Raw genomic sequence first — 15,641 nt, 5'->3', positions numbered from 1 at the left:
AGAACGGCGGGCGTCCCTGGGGCGCCCGCCGTTTTCGTGCGTGCCGTTCCGCTCAGTGCGGCTTCAGCGCCTCGACCACCTGCATGTGGCCCTGCAGCGCGCCGAGGGTGAGGGCGGAGTTGCCGGCGGTGTCCATGCGGAACGGGTTGGCGCCGCGCTCCACCAGCATCCGGGCCACGCGGTCGTGGCCGTTGTTGGCGGCGTACATCAGGGCCGACCAGCCGTGGCTGGCCACCCGGTCCACCGACACGCCGCGGTCGACCAGGATCTTCACCACCCCCTCATGGCCACGGGCCGCGGCGGCCATCAGGGCGGTCTTGCCGTCGTCGTTGGTGGCGTCGAGTTCGGCCCCGGCGGCGGCCAGCGCGTGGATCGCCGCCTCGTGCCCGCCCCAGGCGGCGTACATCACCGCGGTGGCGCCGTCGGCGGTGCGCAGCTCCGTCTTGGCGCGGCGGTCGATGAGCAGCCGCACCGCGTCGGTCAGCCCCTGTTCGGAGGCCAGCATCAGCAGGGTCTTGCCGTTGTCCACCCGCTTGTTCGGATCGGCGCCGCCGTCCAGCGCGCGCTTCAGCTCGTCGGTGCGGCGCATCAGGGCGATGGCGCCGTCGCGGCTGTCCAGTCCGGGCCGGACCTCGGCGGTGGCCGGGAATGTCGGCGGGGTGCCGGGCGCGGCGGAGGCCGTGGCCGTCGCGGGAAGCACACGCCCTTCGCCGGCCGCCTTGATGCGGTCGCGCAGGTCGCCGGTGTTGGGGGCGACGATCAGGGCGCGCTCGTAGAAGCGCCGCGCCTCGTCCCAATTGCCGTCGCGCTCCGCCAGCGCGGCCCAGCGGCGGTAGGTGTCCTCCATGGTCGTCAGAAGGTCCTGGATCTCCGGCGTCGCCGGGGCGATCTCGCGCAGGCGCGACACCGTCTCGTAGGCGTTGTTGTTCGGCGGCGTGGTCAGCAGCTTGGCGGCGATCTGCCGGCGGGCCTGATCGACCAGGGTGCGGACGCGCGGATTCAGGCCGTTGTCGCTGGCCGAGAAGGGCGTGGACGCCGTGGGGGTCGCGGGCTGGGGCATCGCCGGGGCGGCCATCTGGGGCGCCGGCTCATCGACCAGCGGCGGCAGGGTGGCGGAACCGGTCGGGCCTTCGCTCTGCTCCGTGCGGTACTCGGTCGCCCGCGGCTTGGGCGGTTGGGTGTGCTCCGCGGCCAGCGGGTCGGCAGCCGGAACCGGCGGCTTCGGCGTCTGGGCCGCCGGAGCGACGGGCGGCTGCTCCGGCTTTGCCGCCATCGCCGGAGTGGGGGCCGGAGTCGGGGCCGGGGCCGGGTTTGGAGCCGGCGTGGCGTTCATGGTGCGCGTGGCGGGCGGCGGCGCGTCGGCCCTGGTCGGCGCCGGGCCGGCGACCGGCACACCCGCCTCGGCGGGGAGCGAGGCGAGATAGGGGTTCTGCGGCCGGGGGACCGCCAGCGTGTCGGGACCCCGGCTGCCCAGGCTGGGCTCGTCCGCGAACGGACCGAACGGAATGGTCACCCGTTCCGCCACGAAGCCGCGGAGGTCCTGCCAGCCCTGGCGGGCGTAATCGAGCGCCCGTTCGGGCGTGGCGCCGGGAACGGCCAGGGTCACGCCGGCCCCGGCGGCGCCCAGCAGGATCAGGGTGGTGATCGCCGCCCCGGCCAGCGCGGCGCGGCGGCGTGGGCGTTTGACCGGCAGATCGGCGACCGGAGCGCCGGTCTCCGGTATGGTCCAGCCGTCCGGCGCGTCCCAGTCGTTGGCGGGCCAGTCGTTGGCGTCGCGTTCCGCCGCGCGGCGCGGCGGCGGCGGAGCGGCGCGCGGCGGGGTAAGAGCCGGCCCGGCGGCGGGCCCAGCGGACGGAATCGCGGCGGCGGGCGCGACGGAGGGACCGGCGCCGGGCGTCATGCGGTAGATCACGCCAAGCTCGCGCACCGCCTCGGCCAGCCCTGGGCGGGCCAAGGTCCGCTCCATCTCCGGCGTGCCGCAGAGCAGGACCTGGAGGAAACGCCCGCTCGGCGTCTCGGAACGGGTGAGGTCGATCAGGTCGGCCAGCGCCGGGGCGGCCAGCACGCCCGCGTTCTCCACCGCCAGCAGGCCCGTGCCGGCGAGGTCCAGCCGCTCCTCCAGCTCCTCGATCAGCGTGTCGAAATCGCGGTCGTCGCTGTCTGACGGCAGGGCGGCGTCGCCGGCGGCGGACACCAGATCCTCGACCTGCGCCCCGGCGCTGGCGGCGACCGGAAGCACCAGCGCCCCGTCGGAGCCGACCTGCTCGACGAGCTGGTGGAAGACCGCCGCTCGTCCGGACCCGGCCTCGCCGACCAGCACCAGCAGCCGTTTGCGCGCCAGCAGGGCCAGCAGAAGGCCGTCGAAGACCTCCGTCTGGTCGGGGCGCAGGCCGGCGGCCTGGGGTTGGGGCTTCGCCTTCGCCGCAGAGCGATTCGAGGATGGCGTGGCTTTCGGAGCGGAACGGTCCATGGGGGCGCGCGCAATCCAATTGATGGGACGTGACACTCCTGACTCTAGTGGCCCGCCGCCGTCCTGCGACGGTGCAAAGGGACGGGACCGCCACCTCTTATGGAGAAGGCGTGCGTCGGGATGGCTGATTCGGGCGGAGCGCTGCGCTATAGGGGGGACTGCTTTTTCCACCCCCGTTCATTCTCCATCCGCGCTTGGGAGTCCCGCATGGGCATGGGTCCGATGCGAATCGGCGTCGATCTGGGCGGCACTAAGATCGCCGCCACCCTTTTGGCCCCCGACGGGACGGAGCGGGCGCGGCACCGCGCCGACACGCCCCGCGGCTACGCGGAGACGCTGGGCGCCTTGGCGGCCACCGTGGCGGCGCTTGAGGAGCGGGCGGGCTGCCGCGACGCCACGGTCGGCCTGTGCCTGCCCGGCGTCGTCGACGGCGCGGCGGGCACCGTGCGCGCGGTCAACCTGCCCTGGCTGGATGGGCGGCCCTTTGCCGCCGACCTGTCGCGGGCGCTGAACCGCCCCGTGCGGATCGCCAACGACGCCAACGCCTTCGCCCTGTCGGAGGCGGTGGACGGGGCGGCGGCCGGAGCGCCGCTGGTCTTCGGAATCATCCTGGGCACCGGGGTCGGGGGCGGGATCGTCGCGGACCGGCGCATCCTGCCCGGCGCCAACGCGCTCGCCGGGGAGTGGGGGCACAACCCGCTGCCTTGGCGGGTGGCGGAGGACGGCCCGTCGCTGCCCTGCGGCTGCGGGCGGGAGGGCTGCATCGAGACCCTGCTGTGCGGCGCCGGACTGGCACGCCTGCACCATTGGCGGACGGGGGAGGCGCTGGCCCCGCCGGAGATCGCCGCCCGTGCCCGCTTGGGCGACGCGCAAGCCCGGGCGACGCTGGACCGCCATGCCGATGCGCTGGCCCGCGCGCTCGCCGCCGTCATCAATCTGCTCGACCCCGACGCGGTGGTGGTCGGCGGCGGCCTGTCGGACCTGCCGGGGCTCTACGAGGCGGTGCCGGCCCTGTGGGGACGCTGGGCGCTGAGCCCGGCCCCCCGCACCCGCTTCCTCCGCGCGCGCCATGGCGCCGAAAGCGGTATGCGTGGCGCGGCGTGGCTTTGGCCCAGGGGGTGATCCCTTCGGCCGATGTTTCGAAATTGGCGCGGCTTTTGCTCTATACCCTCCGACACGGAAGGGAGAGGGCCCATGTTCGGCTTCATCACGGGATTTCAGAAGGGGCGGCGCGGGTCTTCGCTGCAAACTGCAAATCAAAATGCCTATCGCAATATGCAGAAGGCGGCGCCGTCGCATCCTGCAAACGGCGTACTGGCCAAACGTCAGCTGGAGGAGGCCTGTGTCCTTCTTCAGGACGCCGCCGAAGACCTGGAATCGGTCCTGTCGGGAATGCCCGTGCCCGCCGGCCGGGCCGACCTGAACGAGGCGATCGGCACGATCATGGAGACGTTGAGGCTGGTCGCCTCCGCCCATGCACGGCTGGAGCACCCGCAGATCCATGGCGGCGCGCTGGCTGACTGAGGGGGGCCGAACGGATGGGTCAGAAACGCGAAAGGGCGGCTCCGCCGGGGAGCCGCCCTTTCGTTTGTCCGGAGACCCGGCCTCCGATCACTCGGAAACGGTCTGCCAGAAGAAGAACACGACGGCCAGAACCATCAGGGCGATGTCCATGGGTAACTCTCCTCGAAGCTGCGTGTGAGGGTCGAAATTCTGCGGCCTCTATACGACAGTTTCGCACGCGCGTGCAGGGGGTGTTTCACGAAAGCGCCATTTTGCCGCCGATCCAGGTCGCCCGCACCCGCAGCCGCCGGTCGAGATGCACGAGGTCGGCGGCCAGGCCGGGCCGGATGCGGCCGCGCCGTCCCGCCATGCCCATGAAGTCGGCCGGGTAGGCGGCGGCCATGCGCAGCGCCTCGTCCAGCGGGATGCCGACCCTTTCCACGGCGTTGCGCACCGCCGTCGCCATGTCCAGGGCGGAACCGGCCAGCGTGCCGTCGGCGTTGACGCAACGCCCGTCCTCCACCCGGATGTCCTCGCCGTAGAGCTGGAAAGTGCCGGCCGGGTGATCTTCGGGAGCGCCGACCGGCGGCATCGCGTCGGTCACCAGGAACAGCCGGCCGCGGGCCTTCGCCTTCCAGGCCAGACGGACGGAGGCGTCATGGACATGGTGCCCATCGACGATGATGCCGCACCAGACCGCATCGTCCTCCAGCGCGGCCCCGACCATGCCGGGCTCGCGGGAGCCGAGCGGGCTCATGGCGTTGAACAGGTGGGTCGCCCCGGTGATGCCCGCGGCGAAGCCGGCCTTCGCCTGCGCCCAGGTGGCGGCGCTGTGGCCGGCGGCGACGCGCAGGCCGGCGGCGGCGAGCCGGCGGATCGGCTCCGGCGGAACCGCCTCCGGCGCCAGAGTGACCAGGGCCGGCAGGCCGGAGAGGCCGCCGAGCAGGGCGAGGTCGCCCGCGTCGGGGGCCGCGATGAAGCGGGCGTCGTGGACGCCGCGCCGTTCCGGCGCGATGTGCGGGCCTTCCAGATGGATGCCGAGCACGCCGGGCATTCCCTCCGCCAGCGCGGCGCGCACCGCGGCGACGGCGGCGGCGCGCTTTTCGGCCGAGTCGGTGATGAGGGTGGGCAGCAGGCCGGTGGTGCCGAAGCGGCGGTGCGCCTCGGCGATGCGGCGCAGCGTCGGCGGGTCGGGCGTGTCGTTGAACAGGGCGCCGCCGCCGCCATTCACCTGGAGATCGATGAATCCGGGGGCGAGGATGCCGCCGCCGAGATCGACCACCTCGGCCTCCGGCGGAATCGCCTCGGGTGCGACGATGGCGGCGATGGCCGGGCCGTCGAGCAGCAGGGCGGCGCCGGCCAGCACCGAGTCGCCGGTGTGGAGCGTGGCGTTGACGAGCGCTTTCAGCGGCCGGTCGTCGGCGGGGCAGTGTGCGAGGCTCAATTCGGCACCCGATGGGCTGCGGCGGGGATCGGCGGTGGGCCGACAGGAAAACCCGGCGCGGCTTGCGGCGCAAGGGGACGTCGCGCGATCAAATCCCTTGGCTTCGTATGGATTATGCCGCTGGAATTGTTGGGGTATGGTGTTTGTTAGGGATTGCCAGAAGGGACAGGTTTCTGGCAGAAAAAAGGCCGCTGACGAACAGCGGCCTGAGTTTAGGGAGGAAACGCCCAAGAAGGGCGAAGCAGCAATCTCTTGCTGCGCTGCAAAATTAACAAAGATCTCAGGTGGGTGGAAACCCCGAAGCAATGGCCCCTTGCGGGGCCGTTGCTTTTTCCGGGGTCGCTGTGACCGGAGAGTCACAATCGTATCGGATGCGATAACATCGTTGAACGATGCATCCGGACCTGATGGCGCGCTTTCCCGTTGATCCGATCGTGCGCCCGCGCGACAGCGCCCACCGGCGATGCCCCGGACAACGCCCGGACAACGAAGGAGAGCCGCCCGTGACCGACCAGCCGTCCCCCGCTTCCACCGAAGGCAAGCCATCGGCGCTCGTCCGGTTCGACGCCTTCGCGGCGATGCTGGGCGACCGCCGGCCCGCCGTCTTCCTCGACTATGACGGGACCCTGACGCCCATCGTGGAGCGGCCCGACTTGGCACTCCTCGACGAGTCCGTGCGCGCGGTGATCCGGCGGCTGGCCGGGCTGTGCCCGGTGGCGGTGGTCAGTGGGCGCGACCTGGAGGATGTGGCCCGCCATGTCGGGATCGACGACCTGATCTACGCCGGCAGCCACGGCTTCGACATCCGTGGCCCCGGCCTGCGCACCCAGATCGGCGAGGAGTATCTCGGCGATCTCGACGCGGCGGAAGCGGAGCTGCGGCGGCGCCTGGACGGCGTCGAGGGCGCTCTGGTCGAGCGCAAACGCTTCGCCATCGCCATCCACACCCGGCGGGTCGCCGCGGAGCGCAAGGCGCCGGTCGGCGACGCGGTGCGGGACGTCGCGTCGGCCTTTCCGAACCTGCGCGTCACCGGCGGCAAGGAAATCCACGAGCTGCGGCCCAACGTCCCGTGGGACAAGGGCAAGGCGGTGCTGTCGCTGCTCGACACGCTGGGTCTGGCGGGTCCGGAGACGCTGCCCCTCTACCTCGGTGACGACGAGACGGACGAGGACGCCTTCCGCGCTCTGGCGGCGCGTGGAGAGGGGCGGGGAGTCGGCATCCGCGTCATGGACCCGCCGGCCCCCAGCGCCACCGGATGGAGCCTGAAGGACCCGGCGGAAGCCGGCGCCTTTCTCGACCGTCTGGCCGTCTGGCTGGCGGAGGGCTGAACCAGCCCGCCGGTCTCCATCGCTTTTCCGCCGAAAAAGGGGTAGGGTGGTCTTCGGCCAATCGAGAGGTTCCACCATGGACATCGGCGCGCTCGGCGCACCGCGGATGCCGTCTCTGCAGGACGCCCAGGCCTCCGCCCTGGCGGGGCTTCAGGGCGCCCAGTCCCGTGCCGACGAGGCGGGGGCGCAGCTCGCCGCCGGCAACCTCGACCCGGCGGTGGTGGTCAGCCTCTCCTCGGCCCAGACCGACTTCGCCGCCAACGTCAAGGTGATGCAGGCCGCGCAGGACAACACCAAGCGCGTCCTCGACATGCTGGTGTGAACCGCCTCCGCGCCGCCTGCCTCCTCACACCGCCAGATAGGCGCGGCGCACTCCTTCGTCTTCCAGCAGCGTCCGCATCGGGCCTTCGAAGCGGATCTGCCCTTTCTCGATGACGCTCGCGCGGTCGGCGACCGCGGCGGCGAAGGCGAGATTCTGTTCCGACACCAGGATCGACAGCCCTTCCGCCTTCAGGGCGCGCAGGGCGTCGGCCATCTGCTGCACGATGCGCGGGGCCAGCCCCTCCGACGGTTCGTCGAGCAGCAGGAGCGACGGGTTGCCCATCAGCGTGCGGGCCAGAGTCAGCATCTGCTGCTCGCCGCCGCTCATCCGCCCGCCGCGGCGGCCCCGCATCTCGGCGAGGTTGGGGAAGAGGGCGTAGAGCCGCTCCGGCGTCCAGTGGGGGGCGCCGTCGCGGGGCGGCTGGCGGCCGACCTCCAGATTTTCCTCCACCGTCAGGTCGGTGAAGACGCGCCGGTCCTCCGGCACGTAGCCGAGGCCGAGCCGCGCGATGCGGTGCGGCGGCAGGGCGGAGACGTCGCGCCCGTCGAAGACCACCGAGCCGGCGTGCCGGTCGAGCAGCCCCATGACCGCCTTCATGGTCGTGGTCTTGCCGGCGCCGTTGCGGCCCATCAGGGCGACCACCTCGCCCCGCTCCACCGACAAATCGACGCCGGTCAGGATGTGCGCCCGCCCGTACCAGGCCTGGAGCCCGCGGACGCTCAAAAGCGGCCGGCCGGTCATGCGGCACCTCCCAGATAGACGGCCTGGACGCGCGGGTCGGCGCGCACGGCGTCGGGCGAGCCCTCGGCGATCAGCTGGCCGCGGTCGAGCACGATGATGCGGGTGGCGTGGCCGAACACGACGTCCATGTCATGCTCCGTGAACAGGACGGCGAGGCCGCGCTCGCGGACGAGGGAAGAGGTCAGCGCCATCAGCTCCTGCCGCTCGCCGGGGGCCATGCCGGCGGTGGGTTCGTCCATCAGCAGGATTTTCGGATCGCCGGCCAGCGCCATGGCGAGTTCGACGCGCTTCAGGTCGCCATAGGCCAGCACGCCGCAGGGACGCTCCGCCTGGGCGCCCATGCCGACGCGCTCCAGCAGGGCCATCGCCTCGTCGCGGAACCCGGCCGCCGCCGGGGTCCACAGCCCGAACAGGCGCCTGTGGACGGAGAGCAGGACCATCTGCACATTCTCGCGCACCGTCATCGAGGCGAAGGTGGCGGTGATCTGGAAGGTCCGGCCGACGCCCATCCGCCAGACGCGGCGCGGCGGCAGGCCGACGATGTCCACCCCGTCCAGCCGCACCGTGCCCGCGTCGGGGCGCAGCTGACCGTTCAGCAGGTTGAAGCAGGTCGTCTTGCCGGCGCCGTTCGGTCCGATCAGCGCCAGCACCTCCCCGGCGTCCAGCGCGAAGGACACGCCGCGCACGGCCTGCACGCCGCCGAAGGCGCGCTGGAGGTTCTCGACGGCGAGACGGCGGCTCATGACTCCCTCCCGCGGGTCCACAGGTCGCGGACGAAGCCGGCGACGCCCTTGGGGAAGGCCAGAACCAGCACCAGGATGACGGCGCCCAGGACCAGCCGCCACCAGTCGGTCCGGCTCATCGCCTCGGTCTCCAGCAGGTGGAACAGGGCGGCGCCCACCACCGGGCCGCTCAGCGTCTGGATGCCGCCCATCAGCACCATGACCAGAGCGTCCACCGACACCGGCACGGCCATCAGGGTGGGGAAGACGCTGCCCTTGGCGAAGGCGTAGAGCCCGCCGGCCAGACCAGCGGCGGAGCCGGCCAGGGCGAAGCTCAGCCACTGGTGGCGGCGCACGTTGATGCCCACCGATTCGGCGCGCAGCGCGGAGTCGCGCCCGGCGCGCAACGTGTAGCCGAAGGGCGCGAAGGCGGCGCGGCGCAGCAGCAGCAGCGCGCCGCCGGCCAGCGCCAGGGTCAGCCAGTAATAGGCCGCCTTGCCGGCCGCCCAATCCGGCGGCCAGACGCCGAGGATGCCGTTGTCGCCGCCGGTGAAACCGTACCACTGGAAGGTCACCGACCAGACGATCTGTGCGAAGGCCAGGGTGAGCATGGCGAAGTAGAGGCCCGACCGTCGCACGCAGAACCAGCCGGCGGCCAGCGCCCCCAGCCCGGCGAGCAGCGGGGCAGCGGCCAGCGCCAGCGGCATGGGGGCGGCCAGATGCTTGACCAGCAGCGCCGCGCCGTAGGCGCCGAGCCCGAAATAGGCGGCGTGCCCGAAGGAGACGAGGCCGCCCAGCCCAATCAGCAGATGCAGGCTGGCGGCCAGCAGCGCCAGGATCACCACCTCGGTCAGCACGATCAGCGCGTAGTCGCCGGCGACCAGCGGCACCGCGGCCAGCAGGGCGAGCAGCAGGGCGGGCACCCAGCGCGCCATGCCGGCCGCGGCGATCAGCGGCGGGCCGGGGCTGGCGGCGGTGGGCGGCGCGTCCTCGGCGCGGCCGAGCAGGCCGTAGGGGCGGATCACCAGCACCACCGCCATGAACAGGAAGACCAGGACCAGCGTGATCTGCGGGAAGACCAGAATGCCGAAGGCCTGCAACTGCCCGATCAGCAGCGAGGCGACGAAGGCGCCGGTCAGGCTGCCCATGCCGCCGACCACGACGACGACGAAGGCCTCGACCACGATGGCCATGTCCATGTGCAGGTTCACCGCCTCGCGCGGGACCTGGAGCGCGCCGCCCAGCCCGGCCAGCGCCGAGCCCAGGAACAGCACCCCGGTGAACAGCCGCGCCGGATCGACGCCGAGCGCCGAGGCCATGTCGCGGTCCTGGGTCGCCGCGCGGACCAGCGTGCCCCAGCGCGTGCGGTTGAACAGCAGCCAGAGCAGGCCCAGCACCAGCGGTCCCAGCCCGATCAGCACGAGGTCGTAGAGCGGGAAGGGCTGGTCGAGGATGTCCACGGAGCCGCGCAGCCCCGGCGCCCGCCGGCCGAGCAGATCCTCCGACCCCCAGATCCACGAGGCGGCGTCCTGCATCACCAGCACCACGCCGAAGGTGGCGAGCAGCTGGAACAGCTCCGGCGAGCGGTAGAGGCGGCGCAGCAGCCCGACCTCCATCAGCGCGCCGAGCAGCCCGACCGCCAGCGAGGCGGCGGCCACCGCGCCCCAGAAGCCCAGCGGCGTGCCGCCCCAGCGCTCCACCAGCGTCCAGCCGAGATAGGCGCCCAGCATGTAGAAGGAGCCGTGCGCGAAATTCACGATCCGCGTCACGCCGAACACGATGGTCAGCCCGGACGACACCAGGAACAGCGTCGCCGCCGTGGCGAGGCCGCTGAGGAATTGCACGAGGTAGAAGGACATCGGCTCTTTTCGGCAGGGTCGGCGGGGGAGCGAGGTTTTGCCCCCTCCCTAGCCCTCCCCCGCTATGCGGTGGAGGGGATCAAAATCCCTCTCCTGCGGAGCGGGGGAGGGAAGGGGCCCGCGGCGTAGCCGTGGGAAGGGTGGGGGCAAGAACGCCGCCCCTTACTCCGGGCGCATCTTGCGGACGGCCTCGTCGGACGGCAGATAGTCCGCGCCGTCGGCGTAGCGCCAGCCGGTCATCACGCCCTGGCCGTTCTTCACCGTGGTCTTGCCGACATAGGCGCCCATCGTCGCCTGATGGTCGAGCGCGCGGAAGGTGATCGGGCCGAAGGGGCTGGACAGGTCGAGCCCGGACAGCGCGTCCACGACTTTCTCGGCGTCGGTGGAGCCGGCCTTTTCCACGGCGGCGGCGATGGCCTTGAAGGTGGCGTAGCCGACGACCGAGCCCTGGCGCGGCGGCTCGTTGAAGCGCTTCACATAGGCCTCGCGGAAGGCCTTGTGCTCCGGCGTGTCGATCTGCTCCTGCGGGTAGCCGGTGACGATCCACCCCTCCGGCGCCTCGTCCTTCATGGGGTCGAGATACTCCGGTTCTCCGGTCAGCAGGCTGACGACGGTGCGGTTGCGGAACAGGCCGCGCCCCTCGCCCTCGCGCACGAACTTGGCGAGGTCGGCGCCGAAGGTGACGTTGAAGATGGCGTCGGGCTTGGCCGCGGCCAGCGCCTGCACGGTCGGCCCGGCCTCCAGCTTGCCCTGGGCCGGCCACTGTTCGGCGACGAACTCGACGTCCGGACGCTTCTCCGAGAGGAGCTGTCGGAACCACTGCACCGCCGACTGGCCGTACTCGTAGTTGGGGGCGACGGTGGCCCAGCGCTTGGCCGGCAGCTTCGCCGCCTCCTCCACCAGCATGGCCGCCTGCATGTAGGTGCTGGGGCGCAGGCGGAAGGTGTAGCGGTTGCCCTTGGTCCAGGTGATGGCGTCGGTCAGCGGCTCCGCCGCCACGAAGGGCAGCTTGTTGCGGGCGGCGAAGTCCGCCACGGCCAGCCCGACGTGCGAGAAGTAGGTGCCGGCCAGCAGCTCGACCTTCTCGTTCGACAGCAGCTCCTGCGCGACGCGTACGGCGTCGTCCGGCTTGCCGGCGTCGTCGCGGGAGACGACCTCCAGCTTGCGCCCGCCGAGCAGGCCGCCCGCCGCGTTCACCTCCTCCACCGCGAGCTGCCAGCCCTGGCGGTAGGGGATCGTGAAGGCCGGCAGGCCGGTGTAGCTGTTGATCTCGCCGACGTGGATCGGCTGGCTTTCCGCCTGGGCGTGGGATGCCGACGGCGCGGCAACGCAAAGGGCGGCGGCGAGGGCGGCGGCGCCCGGCGCGAGCAGGAAATGGCGGCGGTTCATGGTCGGCGGTATCCCGGCGCGGTTGGCGGCTGCCCGAACGCTTGGAACGGCAGCGTGAACGCAATGTCTGCGTTCATAGCAAACCCACCGCAAAAGTCACCGTTCCGTTGCGCCGCACCACGCCAGTTTTCCGCGGGCCGGTGCCGGAGCCGCCGGTCTCACATCAGGCGGGAGAGAAGCATGAGGAAGGTCGCCTGCTCCTCCGGGGTCAGCGGGTCCAGGGTGCGGTGATGCGCCCGGGTGGCGTTCTCCAGCAGGGTGTTGACCAGCGATTGGCCGGCGCGGGTCAGGCTGACGCTGGTGCGGCGCCGGTCCTGCGGGTCCGGCTGGCGCTCCACCAGCTTGCGCTCGACCAGGCGCAGGATCACGCCCTGGGTGGTCGCCGGGTCCATGAAGGTCAGCCGGCCCAGCTGGTTCTGCGACAGCGACCCTTCGGTCCGCAGCGTGACCAGGGCGCCCCACTGGGTGGGGGTGAGCTGGGAGTCGCCGATCATGTCCATGAAGATGGAGGACGCGCGCTGGTGAGCCCGGCGAAGGCGATAGTGCACCTGCCCGGTCAGCAGGTAATCGTCGGTCGGAGGATGGGCGATCTGATCCATGGGCGCACACGAGCGTTGCGGAGCCGGACCGTTTCCGGTTGCGGCGGGTGTCGGCGGAACACCGTGCGACAGGTCCGGCGCCGGACCCGGGGAGTGTTCCCGGGAGTGCGCCAAATGCAGCAGGCTTCGCTTCAAAGCCTAGGCGTGGAAGTCGCGATAGGCAACGCTCGTTGCTGCGGCATAGAGCCACAGTCTAGGACCGGGCACTATTTGCAATGAAAAGCACTCGCGAACGAAGATGAGTCGTGCGCTTCAAGAATCTTGCCGGAGGGACTAGGGCGCAATCTGCATATGCGGGTGTGTTTTGGTCCTTCCGGAGCGTTATCCGCATTTCGATTATGGATTTTGTTTCGGCGGGTAAGTGTTCGGTGGCGGAGTCCTTTCGCGGTCGGATCTCGGCAGGTCGCCATCGGGCGGTGGAACACTCCCCGGTGTGTAGGGTGGCATCACGATATCGTCACCCGGGTGGCGCGGCGATTTGGGCGGCGGGGGCGTGGTCAGGGGTCTGGTCATGCTCGGCGCGTCCTCATGGGTCGGGTTGGCAAAGGTCAGGTTGGCGCGGCTCAGAACCGCCTTTGCATGAACGGACGCCGCCAACGGCTGGTTCCCGGGGCGGCGGGCGTGTGTCTTTTCGTGGTCGTATGACCTTAGCTCTAATGGTGCGGGCGTATGGCAATAGAGCGCCCGTCTGACGCAAGTCTTGTTGCGCCAACAACACAGGCGCGGGCAAAAACCACGGCTGAACGGCTTCACTGTTGCACGGACATCACGCCTTGAGTTGTCTTTGCAGCGACTGTCCGCTTCTGCCGGAGCGGCGAATGCACATTCCGAGGCCATTCGGCCGCCCGATACGAGCCACTGATTTCAGCCTAGCGCGGTGACCCATGAAGCCCAGCTCCTTGCCCTTCCTCGCCCTCGCGCTCGCGTCCACCGTGCTGACGGCGCTGCCCGCGGCCACGCCGGTGAGCGCCCAGGAACTGCAGCGCGGTGAATCCGTGCTGGAGCGCCGCCGTCCGGAGGTCGAACAGCTCGGCATCCGTGCCGGATCGTTCCGGATCCTGCCGCGCATCGAGACCGGCCTGACCTATGAAAGCAACGTCTTCGCCACCGAGAACGACAGGCGCGACGACTTCATCTGGGTCACCCAGCCGCGCGTCGACGTGCGTTCGGATTTCAACAACCACGCCCTGAACTTCTCGGCCTCCGGCAACATCGGCCGCTTCTTCGACTACTCGTCGGAGAATTACGCCGATTACCGGGCGCAGGTGGACGGCCGCTACGACATCACCCGCGACAGCTCGGTCAGCGGCCTGCTGTTCAGCCGCCGCGACCACGAGGGGCGGTCCGACCCGAACTTCGACGTGTCGCTGGGCACCGGCACCGTGGTGCCGCGCTTCGCGGAACCGGTGAACTACTTCACCCACGGCGGCGAGGCGTCCTTCAACCAGCGCTTCAACCGCCTGCGTATGCGCCTGACCGGCGGTGCCCAGTACACCTCCTACCAGGACGCCGAGCTGACCAACGGGAGCAAGGAGTCGCAGGATGACCGCGACCGCTGGAACTACACGGGCACGGCCCGCGTCGGCTACGAGTTCATCCAGGGCTACGAGGCCTTCGTCCAGGGGTCCTACAACTGGACCCGTTACCGGCTGAGCCGGGATTTCGGCGGCGTCAACCGCGACTCGGACGGCTATGAGGTCGTCGGCGGCCTATCCACCGACCTGACCGGCCTGATCAACGGCGAGATCTATGCCGGTTATCTGAGCCGGACCTACGACGATCCGACGCTGAAGGATTTCGGTGGTCTGGCCGTGGGCGGCCGCCTGAACTGGTCGGTGACCCAGCTCACCTCGGTCACCGGTTCGCTCAGCCGTCAGGTCCGCGAATCGACCTACGCCCGCGGCAGCCAGATCGCATCGAGCTACAACCGCACCGTCGCCGCCGTCGGCGTGGATCACGAGCTTCTGCGCACTCTGCTGCTGAACGCCCGCGTCCAATGGCGCCAGGACGACTTCAACGGCGTGGACCGCACCGACGACGTCTACACGCTGGGGGCCGGCGCCAGCTACCAGCTGAGCCGCTATGTCTTTGTGAATGGCGGTTATACTTACGAAAAGCGTAACTCGAACCTCAGTGGTTTCGACTACTCCGACAATCTGGTCTATCTGCGCGTTGGCGCTCAGATGTAATCAGGTCGTCCAGGGCATGCAAAAGGGGCGTTCATCTTCCGATGGGCGCCCCTTTTGCATTTCCGCCTATACGGTGACGCGAATCCTTTTCCTCCGTTGGCGTTACTTCCTCTCCACTTTTTCCCAAGCGCGTGCGAGTTGCTAGTCTCCCTCCGTGACCGCTCAGGGTTCGGCGGCTCCATCCGCGGAGCGCGGACCCGATGTCCTCACGAGCTATGGAGAAGGGTTAGGGATGAATCGACGTAACGTGTTCCGCGCGCTCGGAATGACCGTGGTCGCCGCCGCGATGGTCGGCTGCGCCGGTGGCCAGGATGCCCCTCTCGAACCGCCCGGCGTCGCCCAGATGACGGACTACCGCCTGGGGGCTGGCGACGCGCTGCGCGTCATCGTCTTCGGCGAGGAGCAGCTCTCCGGCGAGTTCCGCGTCGACGGCTCGGGCAAGGTCGCCATGCCGCTGATCGGCGAGGTGACGGCCCGCGGCCACACCCCGCGCGAGCTGGAGGCCGACATTTCCAAGCGCCTGTCGCAGGGCTACGTCCGCGACGCCAAGGTCAGCGTCGAGGTGCTGAACCACCGGCCCTTCTTCATCCTGGGCGAGGTCCGCAACCCCGGCCAGTACCAGTATGTCAACGGCATGACCGCCCTGTCCGCGGTGGCGATGGCCGGCGGCTACACCTACCGCGCCAAGGAGGATTACGTCCTGATCACCCGCGGCGCCGATCCCAAGAAGGAGCTGCGCCGCGCGCCGATCACCACGCCGGTGATGCCCGACGACGTGCTGCGCGTGCCGGAGCGCTATTTCTGATCGGCAGCCGGTTCCGAACACTCGCCAGACGGCCCATTTGTTTCGGAAGACTGGGGCAGGTGCCCCGCCGCCATTGGACGCCATGACGATGTCCCTCTTCCCGCCGGGAGGAGGGACATTTTTTTGCGCAGTCACCCGTCGTCGCGGGTGCCCTCGCCGTAGGGGAGATCGCCTTTGCGGAAGGCATCGGCGCCCTTGGAGTGGCCCGAGGGCGCGCGGGCGTCGGGAGGTGCGGGCTCGTGAGCGCTGGCGGCGGGGGGCGGCCGAGTG

The 15,641-nt window shown here is 70.6% G+C and carries 13 protein-coding genes; 6 read left to right on the top strand and 7 right to left on the bottom strand.

What is annotated here, in order from left to right; all coding sequences use genetic code 11:
- Positions 1-52 precede the first annotated feature (52 nt).
- The gene (locus DXK32_RS23650; RefSeq protein WP_114860746.1) at positions 53-2,470 is read right to left on the bottom strand and encodes an ankyrin repeat domain-containing protein; all 2,418 of its coding nucleotides are present in this window, start codon (positions 2,468-2,470) and stop codon (positions 53-55) included.
- A gap of 207 nt (positions 2,471-2,677) precedes the next feature.
- On the opposite strand from DXK32_RS23650, the gene DXK32_RS23645 reads away from it, so the two are divergent.
- On the top strand, positions 2,678-3,592 hold the full coding sequence (locus DXK32_RS23645) for an ROK family protein (protein WP_114860745.1): 915 nt from the start codon (positions 2,678-2,680) through the stop codon (positions 3,590-3,592).
- Between the two features lie 72 nt (positions 3,593-3,664).
- The gene (locus DXK32_RS23640) at positions 3,665-3,994 is read left to right on the top strand and encodes a hypothetical protein (RefSeq protein ID WP_114860744.1); all 330 of its coding nucleotides are present in this window, start codon (positions 3,665-3,667) and stop codon (positions 3,992-3,994) included.
- A gap of 235 nt (positions 3,995-4,229) precedes the next feature.
- On the opposite strand, the gene nagA is transcribed toward DXK32_RS23640, so the two are convergent.
- The gene (gene nagA / locus DXK32_RS23635; RefSeq protein WP_114860743.1) at positions 4,230-5,417 is read right to left on the bottom strand and encodes an N-acetylglucosamine-6-phosphate deacetylase; all 1,188 of its coding nucleotides are present in this window, start codon (positions 5,415-5,417) and stop codon (positions 4,230-4,232) included.
- A gap of 503 nt (positions 5,418-5,920) precedes the next feature.
- Between nagA and otsB the strand changes: the two genes are divergently transcribed.
- Both otsB and DXK32_RS23625 read left to right on the top strand, forming a co-directional pair.
- The gene (gene otsB, locus DXK32_RS23630) at positions 5,921-6,745 is read left to right on the top strand and encodes a trehalose-phosphatase (RefSeq protein WP_114860761.1); all 825 of its coding nucleotides are present in this window, start codon (positions 5,921-5,923) and stop codon (positions 6,743-6,745) included.
- 76 nt (positions 6,746-6,821) lie between these two features.
- Positions 6,822-7,067 (top strand): hypothetical protein, encoded by a 246-nt coding sequence (locus DXK32_RS23625; protein WP_035675101.1) that lies wholly within the window; start codon positions 6,822-6,824, stop codon positions 7,065-7,067.
- Positions 7,068-7,091: 24 nt separating this feature from the next.
- Here DXK32_RS23625 and DXK32_RS23620 read toward each other — a convergent pair whose 3' ends face one another.
- From DXK32_RS23620 to DXK32_RS23600, 5 genes are all read right to left on the bottom strand, one after another.
- Positions 7,092-7,808 (bottom strand): ABC transporter ATP-binding protein, encoded by a 717-nt coding sequence (locus tag DXK32_RS23620; protein WP_114860742.1) that lies wholly within the window; start codon positions 7,806-7,808, stop codon positions 7,092-7,094.
- Complete coding sequence (locus DXK32_RS23615; protein WP_114860741.1) at positions 7,805-8,551, bottom strand: ABC transporter ATP-binding protein; 747 nt, start codon at positions 8,549-8,551, stop codon at positions 7,805-7,807. Before DXK32_RS23615 ends, DXK32_RS23620 begins: the two co-directional genes overlap by 4 nt.
- Complete coding sequence (locus DXK32_RS23610) at positions 8,548-10,389, bottom strand: ABC transporter permease (RefSeq protein WP_114860740.1); 1,842 nt, start codon at positions 10,387-10,389, stop codon at positions 8,548-8,550. Before DXK32_RS23610 ends, DXK32_RS23615 begins: the two co-directional genes overlap by 4 nt.
- A gap of 162 nt (positions 10,390-10,551) precedes the next feature.
- The gene (locus DXK32_RS23605) at positions 10,552-11,778 is read right to left on the bottom strand and encodes an ABC transporter substrate-binding protein (protein WP_114860739.1); all 1,227 of its coding nucleotides are present in this window, start codon (positions 11,776-11,778) and stop codon (positions 10,552-10,554) included.
- Positions 11,779-11,936: 158 nt separating this feature from the next.
- A complete protein-coding gene (locus tag DXK32_RS23600) occupies positions 11,937-12,377 on the bottom strand; it encodes a MarR family winged helix-turn-helix transcriptional regulator (protein ID WP_114860738.1) in 441 nt (146 codons plus the stop codon).
- Between the two features lie 884 nt (positions 12,378-13,261).
- On the opposite strand from DXK32_RS23600, the gene DXK32_RS23595 reads away from it, so the two are divergent.
- Both DXK32_RS23595 and DXK32_RS23590 read left to right on the top strand, forming a co-directional pair.
- On the top strand, positions 13,262-14,566 hold the full coding sequence (locus DXK32_RS23595; RefSeq protein ID WP_114860737.1) for an outer membrane beta-barrel protein: 1,305 nt from the start codon (positions 13,262-13,264) through the stop codon (positions 14,564-14,566).
- Between the two features lie 232 nt (positions 14,567-14,798).
- Positions 14,799-15,371 carry a polysaccharide biosynthesis/export family protein gene (locus tag DXK32_RS23590; protein ID WP_114860736.1) on the top strand — a complete coding sequence of 191 codons (573 nt, stop codon included), beginning with the start codon at positions 14,799-14,801 and terminating at the stop codon, positions 15,369-15,371.
- The last annotated feature ends 270 nt before the right edge of the window (positions 15,372-15,641 follow it).

Origin of the sequence: Azospirillum brasilense, assembly GCF_003349955.1 — a bacterium.
In the GTDB taxonomy this organism is placed as follows: Bacteria; Pseudomonadota; Alphaproteobacteria; order Azospirillales; family Azospirillaceae; genus Azospirillum; species Azospirillum brasilense_B.
This window is presented reverse-complemented; position numbering and strand designations above follow the sequence as displayed.